This is a genomic window from Croceicoccus esteveae, from assembly GCF_031846435.1.
GTDB lineage: Bacteria > Pseudomonadota > Alphaproteobacteria > Sphingomonadales > Sphingomonadaceae > Croceicoccus > Croceicoccus esteveae.
The window spans coordinates 30,201-50,500 of record NZ_JAVRHS010000002.1 but is presented as its reverse complement, the minus strand read 5'-3'; the positions used below and the strand labels follow the sequence as shown (position 1 = coordinate 50,500).

The following is a 20,300-nucleotide window of genomic DNA, read 5'->3' as shown; positions in this document are numbered from 1 at the left end:
CGCCGCCAGAATTCTGCGCAGCGTCAGAGGTAACGTTCGATGGGCAAATGCGAGAGGATGTTGACGATTGCGCGCGACAGCACCGAGGTGCCAGGCTCCACCGCCTCTTGCCGCGGTTCATCATCGCGCTCATCTATCCAGCAGATATCGTCATTGTCGTTCAGCGCGAGCCGGTAGCTGTTCTTCGCAATTTCATCCGTGAATATGTGCGTGATGCGGCCAGCAAGCACTTCGCTTTCGATGACCACGCCAAGTTCGGTGTTCAGATTGGCCGATCGCGGATCGATATTGAAGGACCCGACAAACAGCCGCTGCCGATCGACAGCAAACGCTTTGGCATGCAAGGTCGATCCGGTGACTGCGCGCGCCTGTGACCCACCGGCTGCACCGCGAACAAACTTGCGCGTTCGCTTCGGCTGATCACCAGGCGCAGGCATTTCAAACAATTGCACCCCTGCGCGCAGCAGGCGCTTGCGGTATGGAGCGTAGCCCGCATGCACGACCGCCACATCGGTTGCGGCGTAGGAGTTGGTCAGCACACGCACCGTGACGCCTTGCCGCGCCAAATCGATGAACCGGCGGGCGCCGGCGACCGTTGGCACGAAATAGCCCGAGATCAGGTCCAGCTCCTCCTGCGGCTGCCCGATCATCTGCGACAGATCAGCAAGCATGTTGCTGCCGCGCGTGCCGATGCCAGCGACTTTTTCCGGATCGTCAGCGATCAGCCGCATCGGTGCCCATTGAAGGTCAAGGGCACCTTCCTTGAGCGCCTCGAAAATCGGGCGTTCCTGCAGGGCCTGACGATAGCGGTGCGCTGCGACGCTGTCGCTGCCGAGCGCTGCTCGGTGACGCACGGCCTGCTTGTTGTCCTCGCTGGTGGAATGCACGATGGATTGCGCCGCAAATGCCCATCGGCTGTTCCAGAAACAATCGAACAGATGAGATGTCTCTTCCACCACGGAACCGATTACCATGGCGTCCATGTCGGCAAAAAGCCCGTCCTGTCGCGCATCAAAATATTCATCGCCGGTATTGCGGCCGCCCACGATGACCACCTGATTGTCAACGATGAAACTCTTGGAATGCATCCGTCGGTTGAGCCGCCGGAAATCAAAGAGGAAGTTGACTGCCTTGGGTGAACGGATCTTGAAGGGATTGAAGATGCGCACTGTAATGTTGCGGTGCGTGACGAGCTCCGCCAGGACCTCATCAAGTCCGCCGATACCATTATCGTCGAGCAGCAGCCGCACCCGCACGCCACGCGCTGCAGCGGACCGCAATTCATCAAGCAGCAAATTGCCGGAAAGATCGTCGTGCCAGATATAATACTGCACATCGAGAGTTCGCTCTGCCGCCCGCGCGAGCAGCGCGCGCGCCGCAAAGGCATCCTTGCCGAAAGTCAGCAGGCGTACGCCGCAATTGCCGGGATGCTGCGCGCAAAGCGGCTCAACGCGCTTGCCCAAGGTGGTGTCAGCTGTGTCTTTGATCGCGTGGGAAATCGGGCGATCTGCCAATGATGGCAGAGCAAAGGGGTTCAGGCGCCGCTTCACGCTGGGCCGGTCCCAGGATGCAGACAGACAGGCAGATCATTTTCAACCATCGACATGGTCCTCAGCGGATCGCAACCGTGTAAATTGTTCACGCGCCAGGGCTATGGTGCGGGTCGGGAAAGCGATCTGGACATCCAGTTGCGCCAGCTTGCGCATGATGGTCAGGAGCAATGCTTCCTGCATGGCGAGCGAATCCACAAATGACGTCGTGCGAAAATAGGCGAACACCTCAATCTGCAACGTACTTTCGGCAAAGCCGATAAACCTTGCTCTCGCATCATCATCTATGATGTCGGGATCATCGCGAAGAATGGTGCGGATGGCGGTCAGTGCCTGTTCCATCCGGTCTGCGTCAGTGCTGTAGCTGACGCCAATGACATGTCGGAACAGGAACTGATCACGCAGCGCATAATTCTCGATCCTGTCACTTGCCAGATTGCCATTGGGGATGGAAACCAGCGTGCGGGTCAGGGTTCGAACACGGGTCGCACGCATGCCGATATCCTCGACCGTGCCGAAAACATCTCCTATCTGCGCCGCATCGCCGACCTGGAAAGGTTGATCCGCAATCAGTGTCACCGAACCGACCAGGTTTTCGATGGTTTTCTGCGCACCCAGCGCAAGCGCAAGGCCGCCGATACCCAAAGCCGCGATGCCGGTGGTTACATCAAGCCCCAGGGTATCGAGCACCGCAATCGCGGCTACGGCAAACAGGATGGCTTTTGCCACCCGCCGCAGGAATGTCACGATAGATACCGCCTGGCGTCGCTCGGCCCTGTGCATGCGAAGCATTACAGAGCCGGCAACTGCATCGACCAGCCGCAGCAGAAACCAGACAAGTGCCACCCAGGCCACGATCCCGGCGTAGCGCAGAAGGGTTTGGCGCACGATGATGCCGACTTCGATCTTGCCGGCTACGGAATAAAAGATAAGCACGGAGGCATACAGCGCCAGCGGCGGCATTGCTGCATGCAAGAAACGAAAGATGGACCTCTGCCGCGTCGAGCCGAGGATGCGGTCAAAAATCACGATGATGGCCTGGGCAAGCAGGCGGAGCGCCAGGAAGGTGCCGATCGCCACACCAAGCAACAGGAGCCAGTCGAGCACAGGCGCACCGGCGACTCGGAAGGACGTCTGCGACGCCGGGTTTTCCTCGTCCGCAGATGCAGCTTCCACGATTTGAAGCGTTTCAGGTGCAATGCGCCAGCCTGCATCGGCATATTTGCGCAGCAGGATCGGTTCTTCCCCGTTGGCCAAGGAAAGGGAGCCGATATTCTCCAGCTGCGGCAGAAGATCATCGTCGATACTGCCGGCAACATCATTGGAAAGCCGGGCAAAAGGTGTCAGCCTGCCGCCGGCATCGAGCAGCGCATTCAGCTTTGCTGCAAGCCGTGCTGCGGTTTCAATCTCGTCCTGCGTTGGCTCTTGGCTGGCGTCGTCCTTGTCCGGCGCGATCAGATAATTGGCCGCCCTGGTAAAATCATCTGAAGCAAGCGCCGACAGCAGATTGGTGACCGTGCTGCGTGGAGTTTCGCGACCAAATGCATCGCTCTCTTGCACCGGGGCCTTCGCTTCCTCGGCAGGCACAAGGCTTTGCGCAGCGGCGGGAACAGTTGCCAGCACAGCACAGCCAAGAATGATCCAGAAGCGGATGAGCCAACGAGACACAGCATGAATCATCAGGTGTAAACCCGTGCCCTGGTCCAGGGTGTGCAGAGTTTCGCAAGGGAGGCGTTTTTTACCATCGCGGCGGAATGGCTGTTCAGACCCGCTCGGTCAAGCAAGCTGTCTCAACTCACCAGAGCATGCCTCGCGCTGCAAATTGAAGAACAGCGATCAACCAGCGGCATCGAATGCGTAACCTGCCGAACGCACAGTGCGGATAGGGTCGGATCCGCCATACATCGCGAGGCTTTTGCGCAGGCGGCGGATGTGCACATCAACCGTGCGCATTTCGATGTCCCTGTCCTGCCCCCAGACTGCGTCCAGCAGTTGACCGCGTGAAAAGACCTGTCCGGGATGCTCCATCAGGTGACTGAGCAGGCGAAACTCCGTCGGTCCAAGCTTCAGCGGCTTGCCATCTCGACTTGCCAGATGTCGACCGGTGTCAAGAATTATGTCCGCGGCCGTCAGTTCCTCGCGCCCGAGCGCCGGGCGAACCCGCCGCAGGATTGCGGCGACCCGCGCCATGAGTTCGCGCGGGGAAAACGGCTTGGTGAGGTAATCATCGGCTCCGGTCTGCAGTCCGCGTACCTTGTCATCTTCAGTGCCCCGCGCCGTCAGCATGACAATAGGCACGTGGGAAAGCGGACCAAGGCTGCGCAATTGACGACAGATCTCGAGGCCGCTCGTGCCTTCCACCATCCAGTCGAGGATGACCACATCGGGCAGATATTCCCGGGCGAGCAGCAGCCCCTCATCGCCATCAGGAGTGGAAAGCACCCTATACCCCTGCGCCTCGAAGTGGAACCGCACCAGATCGGCCAAGGCTCTGTCATCCTCGACCAGGAGGAGCTGCGGTTTCGCCGCCAAGCGCGGCTTGTCTCCGGCCGAGGACACCGTTGCTGTCAGTCCTTCTGATCCTCTTCGGGGGGGTAGTTGCCGGTCGCGGCAAAATGGACCATTTCTGCAACATTGGTCGCGTGATCGCCGACACGTTCTATATTTCGAGCGACGAACAGCAATTGGGCAGCGCTGCTGATGGTGGCAGGGTTTTCCACCATGTGCGTAACCAGATTTCGGAAGATGCTGTCGTAGAACGCATCGACCTTCTTGTCTGTGGCGATAACCTTGCGCGCAAGGACCGGATCGCGCGCGGCATAGGCGGTCAGCACATCATGTACCATCTGCGTGGCAATGTCCCCCATCGCCGGAAGCAGAGTAAGAGGCTCGAAATGCCGGCGGCCTTCGATTTTTCCTACCCGTTTGGCTATGTTCTTGGCATAATCTCCGATCCGCTCCACGACGCCTGCAATCTTGAGCGCGGCAATCACTTCGCGCAGATCGTCGGCCATCGGTGCACGCAAGGCAATGATCCGCACGGCAAGGCGGTCCACTTCCATCTCGAGCGCATCGATGCGCTTGTCGCGTTCGATGACCTGTTCGGCAAGCTGCTCGTTTCCATTCACCATCGCGTCAAGCGCCTCCTGCACGGAAACTTCGGACAGGCCGCCCATTTCCGCAATCAGGCCGCGCAGGCGCGTAATGTCATCTTCGAACGCTCTGACTGTATGTTCCATCATTATCCGTACCGCCCGGTAATATAATCTTTCGTTCGTACTTCGCGAGGATTGGTGAAAATTTCACTCGTCTTGTCGTATTCCACCATTTTTCCTAGGTGGAAGAAAGCCGTCCGTTGCGAAACGCGCGCTGCCTGCTGCATCGAGTGGGTGACGATCACGATAGCGTATCGGCCGCGCAGATCATCGATCAATTCCTCGATCCGGGCAGTTGCGATAGGGTCAAGCGCGGAACACGGCTCATCCATCAGGATCACTTCGGGGTCTACGGCAATCGCCCGTGCTATGCACAAACGCTGCTGCTGCCCGCCCGACAGGGCAGTGCCGGAGTCGCCGAGCCGGTCTTTCACCTCGTCCCACAAGCCGGCGCGCTGAAGCGATTTTTCGACGATCTGGTCCAGTTCCGCCTTACCTGACGCCAAGCCGTGGATGCGCGGGCCATAAGCAATATTTTCGTAAATCGATTTGGGGAAAGGGTTCGGCTTCTGGAAGACCATGCCGACCCGTGCGCGCAGCTGCACCACGTCAAGCCTCGAGCGGTAGATGTCCTCCCCGTCCAGAAGGATCTCGCCTTTGACCCGCGCAGAAGCAATGGTGTCGTTCATGCGGTTCAGCGATCTTAAAAAGGTCGATTTCCCGCAACCGGACGGGCCGATGAATGCCGTCACATACTGGGTATGGATGTCCAGCGATACATCATCGATCGCCTGTTTGTCACCGTAGAAGATAGATACATTGCGCGCGCTCATTTTGGCAGGGCCGGCATCTGCAAACGGATCCGCTGTTTCTTCATGAGCAATTGCATCAGCCATTTGCATGTTCACCAACGCCTTTCAAAACGGTTACGCAGATATATCGCCACTCCGTTCATCATCAGAAGAAAGATCAACAGCACAATGATGGCTGCCGAGGTTCGCTCGACAAAGCCGCGACTGATCTCGTCCGACCACAAAAAGATCTGAACCGGCAACACCGTTGCAGGCGAGGTGAACCCGTCGGGCGGAGTGGCCACAAAGGCGCGCATTCCGATCATCAGCAAAGGTGCCGTTTCACCCAGGGCACGGGCCATGCCGATGATGGTGCCTGTCAGGATGCCGGGCAGGGCCAGCGGCAGCACGTGGTGAAACACCACCTGAATGCGTGACGCACCGATCGCCAGAGCCCCATTGCGGATCGAAGGAGGGACCGATTTGATCGCATTCCGGCCCGATATCACGATAACAGGCATCGTCATCAACGCCAGCGTCATGCCGCCGATCACCGGGGCAGAGCGATAATTGGGGAAGATCGTCAAAAATACAGCGAGCCCCAGCAAGCCAAAGATGATCGACGGGACCGCCGCTAAATTGTTGATCGAAACCTCGATCACATCTGTCCAGCGGTTTTTCGGCGCGTATTCTTCCAGATAGACAGCGGAAAGCACGCCGACTGGAAAAGCAAGTGCAAGCGTCACCAGCATCGTCAGCAAAGAACCCTTGAGCGCGCCCCAGATGCCTGCTTCCTGAGAATCAGTGGCATCGGACCGGGCAAGAAAGCCCCAGTCGAACCGGTCGCCAAGCACGCCTGTCGCTTTCAGACGGTCTGCAATGTTCCGCAATTGTGGCGAACCCTCACCGCGCATCGCTGCTGCAAGCGTCTCGGTTACTGGCAAGGAGTAACTCTGCGTCCGGACCAGCAGGGCCGGGTCTGCGATCAGCTCAGCTGCCATGCCGCGCCATGCAGACCCGGCAAGCTGGCGCGCCACTTGCGGTCCGTAGCCTTGCTCAACATGGGCGTGCAGCTTTTCTTCCAGTCCTGCATCTTTGAGGATCTTGATGCCATTGCCATTTGCGAACATCGCAGGATCAACGGTGACCCCCGCTTGCGCAGGATTGAAGGAGACCTCCAGTTCAGCACGGGTGAACCCACCAGTCCCTTGCCAGGTCATCGACACAAGCAGGAACGCAAGAACGGTGATCGAAACCACGACCGACAGTACCGCGACCGCCTTGAACCGACGTTCGGCGGCATAGCGCCTCGCAAGATGCGCGGCGATCCGGCGGTTGTGCTGCAAGCGTGCGTCAGCTGCAAAAGGTGAGGCGTTGTCTGACATGCCAAGCTTACTCATAGGCTTCACGATAACGCTTCACGACGCGCAATGCGATGAAGTTCAGAGCCAGGGTTACTGTGAACAGAACCATGCCAAGGGCAAACGCGGAAAGCGTTGATGGATGATCGAAGCTGCCTTCGCCGGTGAGCAACGCGACGATCTGATAGGTGACGGTCGTCATGCTCTCCAGTGGATTGCCCGTGAGGTTGGCAGCAGCGCCTGCGGCCATGACGACAATCATCGTCTCGCCGATGGCGCGGCTGATTGCCAGCATCACGCCTGCGACGATGCCGGGAAGCGCCGCGGGGACCAGCACCTTGCGGATCGTCTCTGACTTCGTGGCACCCATGGCAAGGCTGCCATCGCGCATTGCGCCTGGCACTGCGGCAATGGAATCATCGGCCATGGAGGACACGAACGGAATGATCATGACGCCCATCACCAGGCCTGCTGCCAAGGCGCTCTCGCTGCTGGCATTTTCGATCCCGATTGCCTGCGCCCAGTCCCGTACTGCCGGAGCAACGGTAAGGGCAGCGAAATACCCATACACGACGGTTGGCACACCGGCGAGGATCTCCAGCATTGGCTTGAGCCACTGCCGCAGTTTGGGCGTGGCGTATTGCGTCAGGAAAATCGCGCTGAACAGCCCCAGGGGGATTGCAACCATCATCGCGATGATTACGCCGATGTAGATGGTGCCCCAGAACAAGGGCAGAGCGCCATAATCCTCGCCTTCGACAAAACCGGCATCTCGCATCGGATCAGGAGACCATTGCGTCCCCAATAAAAAGTCCAGCGGCGAAACCATGCTGAAAAATCGAATGGTTTCAATCACCAGCGACAGCAGTATGCCAAGCGTTGTCAGGATTGCCACCAACGATGCCAGCAACAGTACGGCCATGACAACGCGCTCTACCCGGGTTCTTGCGGTAAAATCCGGTCGGATGCGCAGGAATGAAAACGCGCCTGCGGCAAAAGCGATCAGCAACATGACTGCAATGCCGATGGTGCCATACCTGTCCAGCGCCGCGCTTGCCGGTTCCACCAGCGCCTCGGCCAGCGGATGGAACACGCCTGTTGCATCGCCGCGCGCCACAGCCAAAGCCTCTGCCAAGATCGTTTGTCGTAACAGGCCAAACTGCGGCAGGGATGCTGCCGCCGGATCTGCCAGCATCGCCTGCGTGACAAGATGCGGTGCCAATGCTGCCCAGATCAATGCAAAAAGGATGCAGGGGATGAAAATCCACAATCCGACATACCAGGCATGATAGGCCGGCAATGCGGCCATCCGGTCGGAAGTGCCTGCCGCCATGCTCCAGGCACGCGATCGCCCTGCAAGCCAGCCGGATAGCGCAAGCCCGAGCGCAAGCAGCATCAGGATCACAGGGGACATGCAGTTGTCCTCAAAGGCGCAGCTTTGATCTGCAGGTTCATTTGAGTTCGGCAGGATCAAGCGGGGTCATGGCTGCAATCAGCTGTTTGTTGCGAAGCTGCACGCCCGGCGATGATGCGATCATGCCCTTGCGTGCCAGCAAGCCATCCTTGCCCCAGATGTCGACCCATGTGGCGGCGTAATCCTTGAGCCCCGGAACTGCCTCCATATGCTGCTTCTTCATGTAAAGGTAGAGTGGTCTTGCGCCGGGATAGGCATTGCTGGCGATGTTTTCATAGTCAGGTTCAACACCACCGAGCGTTTGCCCCTGTAGCCGATCGGCATTTTCTTCAAGAAAACTGTAACCGAACACGCCGACTGCCTTGGGGTTTGTCACCAGCTTTTGCACGATGAGGTTGTCGTTCTCACCCTGTTCCACAAACCGGCCATCTGTGCGTACTTCGGTGCAGATGCGTTCGAAGCGGTCTTCTTGTGTTTCCTTGAGCCCGGCTGTTGCATTATCTGTCCTGCAGCCGGCTGTCATGATCAGTTCGGCAAGAGCGTCCCTGGTTCCCGATGTCGGGGGAGGGCCGTAGACGAGGATTGGCTCATCGGGAAAGGCCGGGTTGATGTCGTTCCACCGCTGCGCAGTGTTGGGCTGACCAAAAGGTTCAGCCGCAATTGCTTGGTAGAATTCCCGCACCGTCAGGTCCAGCCGGATACCATCTGCGGCAGAAGCGATCGCCACCCCGTCCTTGCCGAACACGACCTCGACCGGGTCCACTCCGTTAGCCTTGCAGGTGTCGTATTCCGAAGCTTTCATGCGGCGGGACGCATTGGCGATATCGGGGTATTGCACGCCTACACCTGAACAGAAGAGCTTGATGCCGCCGCCCGTCCCGGTGGCCTCAATGATGGGAGAGGGGAATTGCGGAAAGTCACGCGTGAACTCTTCGGCCGCGATCTTTGCAAACGGATATACAGTGGAAGATCCCACAGCCTTGATCTGATCGCGCGATGCAGCGTTCTGACCAGAGCATGCGGAAAGCGCGGCAGCAGCGACGAGCGAGAGGCCGATGGCAGTCTTCATGCTCTGGACACCCCCTGTGACGTAATTTCGTATAATTCGGGCAGGCAACCTTGCCTGCGGCTGCCATGCCACCGTCTAGCCGCCGTTCATGACACCTTTGTGACACGACGAGACGCATTGCCCTTCGTGTCGTCCGACGGCGTTTGCCTTGCTGCGGCAAGCACAATGCGAATGGTTGTGCCCGTACCAAGCGTGCTGCGGATATCAAGCGTTCCGCGATGCCGTTCCACAATGTGCTTGACGATGGCAAGGCCCAGTCCGGTGCCTCCCGACGCGCGGCTTCGGCCCGGATCGGCACGGTAGAACCGTCGGGTAAGATGCGGGAGATGCTCGGGCGGGATGCCGGCTCCTTTATCTGTAACGCACATTTCGACTCCGCTGCTGCCGGTGAAAGTCAGTTGCACGGCAACCAGCGTGTCGCTGCTGCCGTATTTCAGCGCATTCTCGACCAGATTGCGCATCGCCTGTTCGATCTGCTGACGATCTCCACGCACCAGCATCGGCCCGGTATCGGCTGTCAGATGTATCCGACCTGCACCTGCGAGCAGGGACATGTCCGCCACGACCGTCTGCGCAAGTTCGCCGATGTCAAAGCTGACGCTAGGCAGATCATGCTTCTCCGCTTCGATGCGGGAAAGCGACATCAGATCTTCTACCAGCGCTTGCAACCGCCTCGCCTCCCGCAGGACGGTCTTGAGAAAACGGGAGCGGGCTTCGTGGCTGACCGGTGCTGCGCCGGCTCCACTATCGACCAGCGTCTCGACATAGCCGATGATGGAGGCGAGCGGCGTGCGCAGCTCGTGGCTGGCGTTGGCGACAAAATCAGTGTGCGCTCTGGTGATGTCCGCTTCGGCCGTGCGATTTACCAGCTCGATCATGGTGTTGTCGCTGTCGATAGGCAGCAGTGCAATGTGCCATATGCTTCTTGGGCCGGTAAGCCCCCTTATGAGCGCATGTCCCCCGCCTTCCTGCTGCACCAGGCGAACCGCAGCGGGATGACGAAGCGCAACGCGGATATCCTGGTCGATGATGTGGCCGCCCAGCACTTCGCGCGCTGCCCGGTTCGCGAGGATGACTCGCTTGTGTTTCATGACGAGATAGGGATGGTCTAGCGGCTCGAGAAAGTCGCGCAGGCGGTCTTTCTGGAAGAGAGTGCCGGCGATAGTTGCGGTGCTGTTGTCGGGCGGGGGCCGCGTAAGCAGCAGCGAGGCTGCCCAGACGACCAGAATGCCCGCAGCCAGCCAGAAGTCACGCGCTATCCATCCGGTGACGCAAGCGCCGGCAAGGGCAAGTAAGAAGCCCGGAACGAGGGAAGGACGTGTCTGCATTAGCGGCCCGATCATAGTGGCACGCAAAGCACTGCTGCTGTCAAGCACAGCAGGCAAATGTCTTTTGCACAAACGGAACAGGCGGCGGCCCCTGGGGACCACCGCCTGCCTGTCCTAGTGCTTCGCCTTAGAAGCGTACGCGTGCTCCGGCGTAGAAACGCCGACCGAAAATGTCATAGACATCTGCTGCCGTGTCCGAACCCGTCACGTTAAACGAGGTGCCGGAAAGAAGATTGGGCGCGTTGTTGTCAAGCAGATTGTCTGCACCGACGTAGAACTCAAAGTGATCGTCGACGAGGAATGTGGTCTGCATATCCAGATAGAACTGGGCAGGAACCGAGATGCACTTTGGATCAAGATCGTAAGCGGCGCAGAACTGGTCGTCTTCGTATGACTTGCCAATCCATGTTCCGGTAAAGCCGATCCGGACATCATCATTGCTGTAGGTGACATTGGCAGTGAAGCTGTCCTTCGCGTCACCTATTTCGCCTGCTGACGGATCGACGTCCTCACCAGCCAACGGCGTGTAATCATTCTTGATTACATGGTTGTAAGCCACACGCAGCGCCAGTCGATCATCGCCGATGAAGCCAAGTCCGGTGGTCCAGTTCGCGGTAACGTCGACGCCTTCGGTCTTGAGAATTGCGGCATTGACCGACAACGCGTTGATCAGATCGATGGAACCGGCACTGTTTACAGCAGTGCCCGTGGGCCGTCGTGTAATCAGGTCACAGAACGTGTCGTTACCCTGCTCATAGCATTGCGAAAGCGTGAACTGACGCGGGAAGGCGGCAATGACATCTTCGATCTTGATGTTGTAGTAGTCCGCAGTCAAGGTCAGGTTGCGCAATGCAGTAATGGAACGTGGGTTGATGACCACTCCGGCCGTGTAGCTGTCCGCCTTCTCCTCGTTGAGGTCGGGGTTGCCGCCGTTGAAACCGCTGATGCCTTGCAGATCAGCCTGATTGATCGTGAACGAACCGCCATTGTTCCGGATATTGTCCAGAACGCCCGGTGCCGCACGGCAGTTGTCGCCCAACGCGCCGCCGCCGGTCAGGCCGACACCCACGCACGGATCGGTGATGCCGGACGGGAACGTCTGCGAAAGTCCGGAGAACAGTTCCGCGACATTCGGAGCACGTACGGACCGGGCGTAAGTGCCCCGTACCCGCACATCCTCGATGGGCTGCCACGCGACCGTACCATTGTAACTGAAGGTCGTTCCAACAGTAGAATATTTTGCCACACGAACAGCGCCGCCGACCTCAAGCAGTTCGAAAAATGGCGTATCGGCAAGGATGGGAACGCTGACTTCCGCAAATCCCTCGATGACGTCAAAGCTTCCGCGTGTGTCGGGAATCTTGTTGCCAGCGTTCAAGCCCGCGTTGGTCAGTGCGTCGCTGTCTTCAAACGCTTCTTCCTTGCGGTACTCGGCACCCACGGCAACTCCAAGCGGACCGGCCGGAAGCTCCAGCAGGGAGCCGGAAAGGTTCGCCTGAGCGACATGCTGCTTGATGCCGGTCTGGAAGGTTCCCTGCGCCTGGATGTAGGCAACGGCCTCGGGTGAAAGCGATCCTGCACCAAAGATGTTTGCCGGCACGCATCCGTTCGCGCGGGCTTCCGCGTTGACGCAGATGAGATCTTCCGTCGATCCATTGCCGTTCACGTCGTCGAAGTCCTGCTGAACAGCAAGTGCGTCACGGAAATTCACGACATTGACCTGGCCTGACGAGATCTGGTTTTCGTTAACCTGACCGTAATTGTAGCTCGCGTCCCAGCGGAACCGCTCGTCGGCAATGGTGCCGTCGAACCCGACGACAAAGCGGTAGAAGTCACGCTCTGTCGTTCCGCTGCGGGGGCCGAAATCGCTAAGCCTGCGAGCAAAGCCGATGTCACGCAGGCCATCGCCGTTGCTGTCGGTCGCCGCGTTCAAGATCGCGTCGGGAACGAACGGGTTGGCGGCAATCACGCGTTCCTGACCGCCAGCCGCGGTAGCGCGCGTCACGAAGTTTTCGATGTTGTAACCGCCACCCGATGGAAACACTCCGTTTGGCCCACCCGACTCAAGCGGAAACGGCTCGATGATGCGTGACGATGACGTCTTGTTGAAAGTGCCTTCGAAAAACACGTTGATCGTGTCAGTCAGGCCGTAATCACCGGCAGCGGCAAAGGTGTAACGTTCGACCGGCACCGCAAGCGTGCGGAATTGCTGGCGGTTGAAGCCATTGGCGAGCGGGCCGCCATCACCGAAACCGTCGCCATCCACGTCAGGACCGTTGGTGGAAAACCCAGCCTGCAGATTGTTGTTGGCATCGTAGGTGAACGTTCCACCGCTCGTGATGAACCGACCCTGAGGTGGAAAGCTCGAGAAGAATGGCGCGATCGACGTGCCAAAGTCGGCAGGATCTCCTGTAAAGGCGAACTTGTCATAATCATCCACGCGCGTGTTCTTGCGCTGGCGTGAATACAGGCCCTTCTCGTTGGAATAGCCAAAGTGCACCATGATGTTGCCATTGCCATCGGCAACGTCGGTGCCGGCTGTCAGGTTTGCCTGATACCGGATGTCATCGCCTTCTTCGGTGAGGCCATATTGGCCGTTTGCCTCGATACCGTTGAAGTTCTGCTTGTAGACAAAGTTGACGACGCCCGCGACGGCATCCGAACCATACAGCGACGATGCGCCGCCTGTCAGGATGTCGATCCGCTCGACAAACTGCGTGGGGATCACGTTAAGATCGACTGTGGCCGAACCCGGCAGCGAGGAGACCACCCGCCGACCATTGATCAGCACCAGCGTGCGATCCGAACCAAGGTTACGAAGATCCACCGTTGCGACGCCGGTTCCCGAGGTCAGGAAAGCGGAGTTGGTGCGGCTCAGCGCAGGAGTGCCGAACACCGGGTTTTCAAGCAGCACTTCCTGGATGTTGGTGGCGCCGGATTCGTCGATCACGGCATCATCAATGATCTGCAGGGGTGCAGTTGATTCAACGGTCGGTCTTGCGATGCGCGACCCCGTCACGATGATCAGTCCGGAGTCCGCAGGCGCCGCGCGGTTTTCCTGCAGATTTTCCTGTGTCGGCTGACCTTGCGCGAGCGCAGGGTGGGCAGCGAAGGCAATGAGGCTCACGCCTGTAACCGCAACGGCACGAAGGCTGCTGCCGGTCTTCAACATGGATTGGAAAGTATGCTTCATGGTTATCTTACCCTCTGGGGATCTCGTGAGCATTGTCTGAAATATCGTGACTGGCTTGCTGTCATCTGCCTCGGCGCACGCGGCGCAAGGTGATGAGATGGCGCTCATTTCGCTTAGAATGCCGATCTTCACCAGCCCGTTTGTTCGCCTTTTGCGACGTTCACTGCGACCTGTTGCGCAACAGACACAGTGTCATTCACAATCGTTTCAGAGCGCGCGGCTTGGCGGTCTGAAAAGTTGAACCTCAAATGAACACGTCTATACCGATGCCATAACAAACGACGGCGACATGCGTGCAGGCGGCACGGCCGTCCTTGACGAAACAGCAGAAGAGGGGTTCTGACTATGAGATCTTCACCAGCAGTTCGGTTTGGCTTGCGTTCCTCAACGGCACTGCGCGCAGTGGCGGTGGTTGCTCTGGGCCTTTCGGCAACGACAGCAGCGCAGGCGCAGGTTGTGCCCGATGCTTCTGACCAGGTCACGAACCCCACACCGCCGTTCGACAATGCCATCATCGTGACCGGATCGCGCATTTCCAATCCCAACCTGGAGCAGTCGAGCCCGGTTGCGGTCGTCACATCTGACGAACTGGAATTGCAGCAGACCGTGGTGGTCGAGGATGTCATCCGCGAAATTCCCGGCGTGGTTCCAAGCCTTGGCGCACAGGTGAACAACGGCAACGGCGGCAACACTTTTGTCAACCTTCGCGGCATTGGCGAAAACCGCAATATCACGCTGCTCAACGGCACCCGCGTCGTTCCAGCTGGCCTTGATGGTATCACCAACATCGACGTCATTCCCGTCGCATTGCTGCAGCGCACCGACGTCCTGACCGGCGGTGCCGGCGCAACCTATGGCGCGGACGCGATTTCAGGTGTGATCAACTTCATCACCCGCGACGATTTTTCCGGCATGGAAGCGTCTGCCACCCAGCAGATCACCGAGAAGGGTGATGGGAACATCTTTCGTGCCGACCTGCTGCTCGGCGCCAATTTTGACGATGACCGCGGCAATGCGGTGTTCAGCATCGGCTACACCAATCGTGACGCGGTGACGCAAGGAGATCGCGCGTTCGGGCGGGAGAATATCAGCTCCACGACAGGCCAGGCGGGTGGTTCGTCAACAACCGTGCCTTCGGTCATTACCGTTCCCGGCACCACCGGCGGCACGCTGCAGGTTGCGCCGGACGGCAATTCGCTGACGCCCTATTACGGACCGTACAACTTCAATCCGCTCAACCTTTACCAGCTGCCGATCAAGCAATATCGCATGTATGGCGCAGCGCGGTATGAGATCAGCGACGCAATTGAAGTGTTCGGCGAATCCCTGTTCGTACAGAGCACGACGCAGACCGAAATTGCGCCGTCCGGTACTTTTCGTAACGTGCTGACAACGCCATTGTCGAACCCGTTCCTGAACGCCGGCATCCGCAACCAGATCTGCGGCCTTGACACCGATGCCGAAGCTGCCGGGGTGCAGCCGCTGTTCTCTCAAGCCGAGTGTAACGCAGCAGCCGTTGCCACTGATCCCGATGACGAGGATTATCGCACGGTCGGGCTCGATTACGGTCGCCGGTTCGTGGAGTTCGGCCCGCGCGTCAGCGAATATGAAACGCAGCTGTTCCAGATCAAGGGCGGTGCGCGTGGCGAACTGACTTCGGCGCTGAACTGGGAAATGTTCGGTGCCTACGGTGAGAGCGAAAACACGCAGCGGCAGAGCGGCAACGGCACGTTCACGCGTTTGCAACAGGCCGTGCTGGCGACGAATCCCGACACCTGCCTGGATACGACGAATGCTTGCGTTCCGATCAACCTGTTCGGACCGGCGGGAAGCATCTCCCAAGACGTGCGGGACTTCCTCGATGTCGGCAACAGCGGCGCGACGAAGACTTCGCTTGGTCAGTTCCAGGCGTTCGTTTCCGGCGATCTGGGCGCGGTAAGCCCCGGCTCCGATCTCCCGCTTGGCGTTGCAGGCGGTTTTGAATACCGCAAGTACACGGCAGAATCGGTTTCCGACCTGCTGTCGCAGACGCCGGGCGAAGTGCTGGGCAATGGCGCGGCAAGTCCCGATGTGTCGGGTGAATATGACGTTTATGAATTCTTCGGCGAAATTGCGGCACCGATCCTGAGCGATGTGGCATTTTTCGAAGAGCTGCTGCTCGAGGCAGGTGCTCGTTACTCGCATTACTCGACGACCGGGAACGAGTTCACCTGGAAGGCGGGTGGATCTTGGACACCTGTTGAAGGTTTTCAGGTTCGCGGCAATTATCAGCAGGTGACACGCGCGCCCAACATTGGTGAATTGTTCGATGTGCCGACCACGGGGCTCGACAACTTCACTGTCGATCCATGCGCGGGTGCAGCGCCGCTCACCAGTGATGCGTTGCGGGCCACCTGCCTTGCGCAAGGCGCTCCTGTAACGTCGATCGGTTCGATCCAGGTGGATCCGGCCGGGCAGGTGAACGTCACCACAGGCGGCAACCTCAACCTGAGTTCCGAAGATGCGACGGTCTGGACAGCGGGCGTAGTGCTGCGGCCTGATTTCTTCCGCGGGTTCACGGCCACGGTCGATTATTACAACATCGTCGTTACTAACGCGATCACCAACCCAACGATCGGCGATGTGCTGGGCGCCTGTTTTGGTCCCGAACTTAATGGTACAGGTTCTGCAAGCGACCCGGCCTGCACGTCCATTCGCCGCAATCCGGCAACGGGCAACCTGTTTGGTTCGGTCGGCACAACGCCCGGCCTGCCGCTGGTGCTTACCAACCAGGGCCGGATCGAAACCGATGGTATCGATGTGGTGATGAACTACGGTCAGGAGTTCGGTGCGTTCAACCTGAACCTTAATTTCCAGGGCAACTGGACCAATCGCAGTCGCTTCAACGCGAACGAGAATGATCCAGAATCGCTCAACCGCGAGTGCGTAGGGTTCTACAGCATCAACTGTTCGTCCATTCAGCCGGAGTTCTCGTTCAATCAGCGCACCACGCTGGGCTTCGGCGATGTCGATGTGTCGCTGCTGTGGCGCTTCATCGATGGCGTGAAGGTTGAGCCGCTTGTCAATCAGCCGAATGCTGCCGGCGTTCGGCCATTCCCGATCGAGGATTTCACCAGCATCGGATCGGAGCATTATTTCGATCTGAGCATCCGTGCACAGGTGCTGGAGAACTTCACGATCATCGCAACGGCCATCAACATGCTGGATAACAAGCCAAAGGTTGTCGGCAGCACCATTGGCTCGACTGCTTATAACAGCGGTAACATTTATCCTTCGACCTATGACCCACTGGGTCGCCGGTATGGTGTGACAGCGAAGGTTACCTTCTGATCGTCTCACCGTAGACAAGATGGAAAGAGGGGTGGCGGCAACGCTGCCCCTTTTTTTTGCCGACCCATTTTCTTGCAGGCGCTTGTGCTTGCACGCCCTTGCAACGGAAGCGCCGCCCAGGCTTCGACCGGTCTTCAGCAGCCGGCCGTCGACCTGATGGCAGCCCTTGCCTGTAACCGCGCAGACAGGCATGCAGCGTTGATGCAAGTTCGCATGACCGCAATCGTGTGCGCGGCGCGCCCGCATGGCGAAACTGCCAGCATCGCGCGGCTTCTGACACAGGAAACAGGCTTGATCGCCGGCTATATCGCTGGTGGCAGGGGACGAATGCTGCGGCCGGTACTCATCCCGGGCAATACCGTTGCCGCCACCATCACGATGAAGAACGCGCATCAGCTTCCCTTCTTCAGGACTGAATTGGTGACGAGCCGGGCCTTGTGGATGACCGAGCCGCTTCCTGCCGCCGCGATACAGTGGGTTACGGCTCTTGCCGCAGTGACCCTGCCGGAGCGGCAGGCCTGCCCGCGCATCTATGATGCACTGCAACCCCTGCTGGACGCGATCTGCCACGCCCCCTCGGCACGGGGCTGGACGCCGGCCTTGCTGCGTTTTGAAACATTGCTGCTGCGCGAGATGGGTTATGGCACGCGTAGCGACAATCTCCTGACGGGAGCAGGGGTATGCTGGACTGAAACGCTGGCACTACTCAAGCAACAGGGCCGCCTTGTCGAACATCATCTCCTTGCAGGCACACGTGCGGATGTTATGGCGGCACGCAACCTGCTGATGCATCGGCTTGACAGGATTACGGGGGTAGCATGAAGATTGCAGTGTTCGCCGGCGACGGAATAGGGCCCGAAGTGACCGAACAGGCGGTCAGAGTGCTGCAGCATCTGCCGCTCCCGCTGTCCCTGCTCGTCGGCGATGTCGGTGGATACGCTTACCAGCGACATGGCCATCCGCTTCCCGAAGAAACGCTTGCTTGCGCCGCCGAAGCCGATGCCATCCTGTTCGGAGCGGTGGGCGACCCCCGATACGACCAGCTTGACCGCCACCTGCGACCCGAACAAGCTGTGCTCGGTCTGCGCAAGGCGTTGGGGCTGTTTGCCAATCTGCGACCGGCAAAAATGTTCGGTGGCATGGAGAGTGCAAGCGCGCTCAAACCTGCCATTGCAGGTGCCATCGACCTGCTTATCGTAAGAGAGCTTAACGGCGACATATATTTCGGCAAGAAAGGCACCGAGCGAACGGCCTCCGGCCTGCGTCGTGGTTATGATGTCATGTCCTACGACGAGAGTGAAGTCCGGCGGATCGCGATCATCGGTTTCGAAGCCGCTCGCAAACGGCAAGGACGGCTGTGTTCGATCGACAAGGCCAATGTTCTGGAAACCAGCCAGTTGTGGCGCGATGTCGTTATTGAAACCGGCCAAGACTATCCTGATGTCACGCTGAGCCATCTTTATGTCGACAATGCCGCCATGCAGCTGGTGCGGGACCCCGGTCAGTTTGATGTGATCGTTACCGGCAACCTGTTTGGCGATATTCTTTCAGACCAGGCATCGATGTGCGTGGGATCCATTGGGCTACTTGCCTCAGCATCGCTGGGCGAACGCGCGACCGAACATGGGACTTTCGGCCTTTACGAACCGATCCACGGCAGCGCCCCCGACATTGCCGGTATGGGCATTGCAAATCCTTTGGCTGCGATCTTGTCCGCCGCCGACCTTCTGCGTCATTCCCTCCGTCAGGCGGCCGCAGCGGACCAGGTGGAGCGGGCCGTAGCTGCGACTTTGCGTGACGGTGTGCTTGGTCGCGACCTTGGCGGCGATGCCAGTACATCGCAGATCGGCGACGCCGTGCTGGAGCGGCTGTGAAGCGCACGACCGGCATGGATCGCGCGACAACGCGCAACTGGCGGCCGGCAACGCGCGCGGTGCGCGGCGGAACCTGGCGGTCCGAGCAGGGGGAAACGAGCGAGGCGCTGTTTCTGACCTCGGGGTATAGCTATGATGACGCGCAAACGCCGGCTGCGCGGTTTGCAGGCGAAGCAGACGGAATGACTTATTCCCGCCTGCAGAACCCCACCGTAGCCATGCTGGAGGAGCGTATCGCCCTCATGGAAGGGGCAGAGGCATGCCGCACCCAGGCATCGGGAATGGCGGCAATGACTGCGGCGTTGCTATGCCAGCTGTCCAACGGCGACCATGTCGTTGCCGCCCGGGCAGCTTTCGGTTCATGCCGGTGGCTGGTCGACAGCCTGCTGCCACGTTTCGGGATCGAAACCACGACGATCGATTCCACTGACAACGATGCGTGGGAGCAGGCGGTGCGGCCCAACACCAAGGTGTTCTTTTTTGAAACGCCGGCAAATCCGACTCTCGATATTGTTGACCTGCGAACCGTTTGTGCCATTGCCAGGGCACATGGGATCATTTCTGTCGTGGACAATGCGTTCTGCACCCCGGTAATGCAGCGTCCGCTTGAACTGGGGGCTGACGTCGTTGCCTATTCCGCAACCAAGCTGATGGAAGGGCAGGGCCGTGTCTTGGCCGGAGCCATCTGTGGTTCCGAACAGTTCATCAATGAGGTTCTGCTTCCGTTTCAGCGCAATACAGGCCCTAATCTTTCGCCATTCAGTGCCTGGATTGTCATGAAGGGACTGGAAACGCTGGAGCTGCGTGCCCGACGCCAATCTGAAAACGCACTCAAGGTCGCGGCCTTCATCGAGGCACGCGTACCGCAAGTGTTGCATCCTGGTCTGGCAAGCCATCCGCAACATGCCCTGGCCATGAGCCAGATGGAAATGCCCGGCTGCATCTTTTCCTTTGTCCTGGAAGGTGGCCGGGAACAGGCTCACGCCCTTCTCAACGGACTTGACCTCATCGATATCTCCAACAACATCGGAGATGCGCGATCCCTGATGTGTCATCCTGCATCCACAACACATCATTCCGTGGGTGCCGAGACACGCCGCGAAATGGGCGTCAGCGAAGGAATGATCCGGTTCAATGTCGGCCTTGAGGACCCGGAGGATCTGATGGAGGATCTTGATCGCGCCCTTCAAGGTGCAGGACTGTAGTTTCATCGAGCGTTTGCCGCAGGATCAAAA

General features: G+C 59.0%; 14 protein-coding genes. 4 read left to right on the top strand and 10 right to left on the bottom strand.

The window, feature by feature from the left end; genetic code table 11:
- Positions 1-23: 23 nt before the first annotated feature.
- From RM533_RS03105 to RM533_RS03060, 10 genes are all read right to left on the bottom strand, one after another.
- Positions 24-1,550 carry a phospholipase D family protein gene (locus tag RM533_RS03105; RefSeq protein ID WP_311339753.1) on the bottom strand — a complete coding sequence of 509 codons (1,527 nt, stop codon included), beginning with the start codon at positions 1,548-1,550 and terminating at the stop codon, positions 24-26.
- 42 nt (positions 1,551-1,592) lie between these two features.
- Entirely contained in the window at positions 1,593-3,230 is a 1,638-nt protein-coding gene (locus tag RM533_RS03100) for a mechanosensitive ion channel family protein (RefSeq protein WP_311339752.1), read from the bottom strand.
- 156 nt (positions 3,231-3,386) lie between these two features.
- Positions 3,387-4,082 (bottom strand): phosphate regulon transcriptional regulator PhoB, encoded by a 696-nt coding sequence (gene phoB / locus RM533_RS03095; protein ID WP_311339751.1) that lies wholly within the window; start codon positions 4,080-4,082, stop codon positions 3,387-3,389.
- A 35-nt stretch (positions 4,083-4,117) separates the two neighbouring features.
- Entirely contained in the window at positions 4,118-4,792 is a 675-nt protein-coding gene (gene phoU / locus RM533_RS03090) for a phosphate signaling complex protein PhoU (RefSeq protein WP_311339750.1), read from the bottom strand.
- Positions 4,792-5,601, bottom strand: a complete 810-nt coding sequence (gene pstB / locus RM533_RS03085; RefSeq protein WP_311339749.1) for a phosphate ABC transporter ATP-binding protein PstB — start codon at positions 5,599-5,601, stop codon at positions 4,792-4,794. The genes phoU and pstB overlap by 1 nt, the downstream gene beginning before the upstream one ends.
- Positions 5,602-5,609: 8 nt before the next feature.
- On the bottom strand, positions 5,610-6,881 hold the full coding sequence (gene pstA, locus RM533_RS03080) for a phosphate ABC transporter permease PstA (RefSeq protein ID WP_432265028.1): 1,272 nt from the start codon (positions 6,879-6,881) through the stop codon (positions 5,610-5,612).
- Positions 6,882-6,888: 7 nt separating this feature from the next.
- Positions 6,889-8,271, bottom strand: coding sequence for a phosphate ABC transporter permease subunit PstC (gene pstC / locus RM533_RS03075; RefSeq protein WP_311339747.1), 1,383 nt, complete (start codon positions 8,269-8,271; stop codon positions 6,889-6,891).
- A gap of 37 nt (positions 8,272-8,308) precedes the next feature.
- The gene (locus RM533_RS03070) at positions 8,309-9,340 is read right to left on the bottom strand and encodes a substrate-binding domain-containing protein (protein WP_311339746.1); all 1,032 of its coding nucleotides are present in this window, start codon (positions 9,338-9,340) and stop codon (positions 8,309-8,311) included.
- 86 nt (positions 9,341-9,426) lie between these two features.
- Positions 9,427-10,683 (bottom strand): sensor histidine kinase, encoded by a 1,257-nt coding sequence (locus tag RM533_RS03065; protein WP_311339745.1) that lies wholly within the window; start codon positions 10,681-10,683, stop codon positions 9,427-9,429.
- Between the two features lie 112 nt (positions 10,684-10,795).
- Complete coding sequence (locus tag RM533_RS03060; protein WP_311339744.1) at positions 10,796-13,861, bottom strand: TonB-dependent receptor domain-containing protein; 3,066 nt, start codon at positions 13,859-13,861, stop codon at positions 10,796-10,798.
- A gap of 345 nt (positions 13,862-14,206) precedes the next feature.
- On the opposite strand from RM533_RS03060, the gene RM533_RS03055 reads away from it, so the two are divergent.
- The 4 genes from RM533_RS03055 (at position 14,207) to RM533_RS03040 (ending at position 20,270) form a co-directional block, all read left to right on the top strand.
- Positions 14,207-17,191: a TonB-dependent receptor plug domain-containing protein gene (locus RM533_RS03055; protein WP_311339743.1), complete on the top strand. Its 2,985-nt coding sequence runs from the start codon at positions 14,207-14,209 to the stop codon at positions 17,189-17,191.
- A 201-nt stretch (positions 17,192-17,392) separates the two neighbouring features.
- A complete protein-coding gene (gene recO / locus RM533_RS03050) occupies positions 17,393-18,013 on the top strand; it encodes a DNA repair protein RecO (RefSeq protein ID WP_311339742.1) in 621 nt (206 codons plus the stop codon).
- On the top strand, positions 18,010-19,065 hold the full coding sequence (gene leuB, locus RM533_RS03045) for a 3-isopropylmalate dehydrogenase (RefSeq protein ID WP_311339741.1): 1,056 nt from the start codon (positions 18,010-18,012) through the stop codon (positions 19,063-19,065). The genes recO and leuB overlap by 4 nt, the downstream gene beginning before the upstream one ends.
- Positions 19,062-20,270 (top strand): trans-sulfuration enzyme family protein, encoded by a 1,209-nt coding sequence (locus RM533_RS03040; RefSeq protein WP_311339740.1) that lies wholly within the window; start codon positions 19,062-19,064, stop codon positions 20,268-20,270. The genes leuB and RM533_RS03040 overlap by 4 nt, the downstream gene beginning before the upstream one ends.
- Positions 20,271-20,300: the final 30 nt, after the last annotated feature.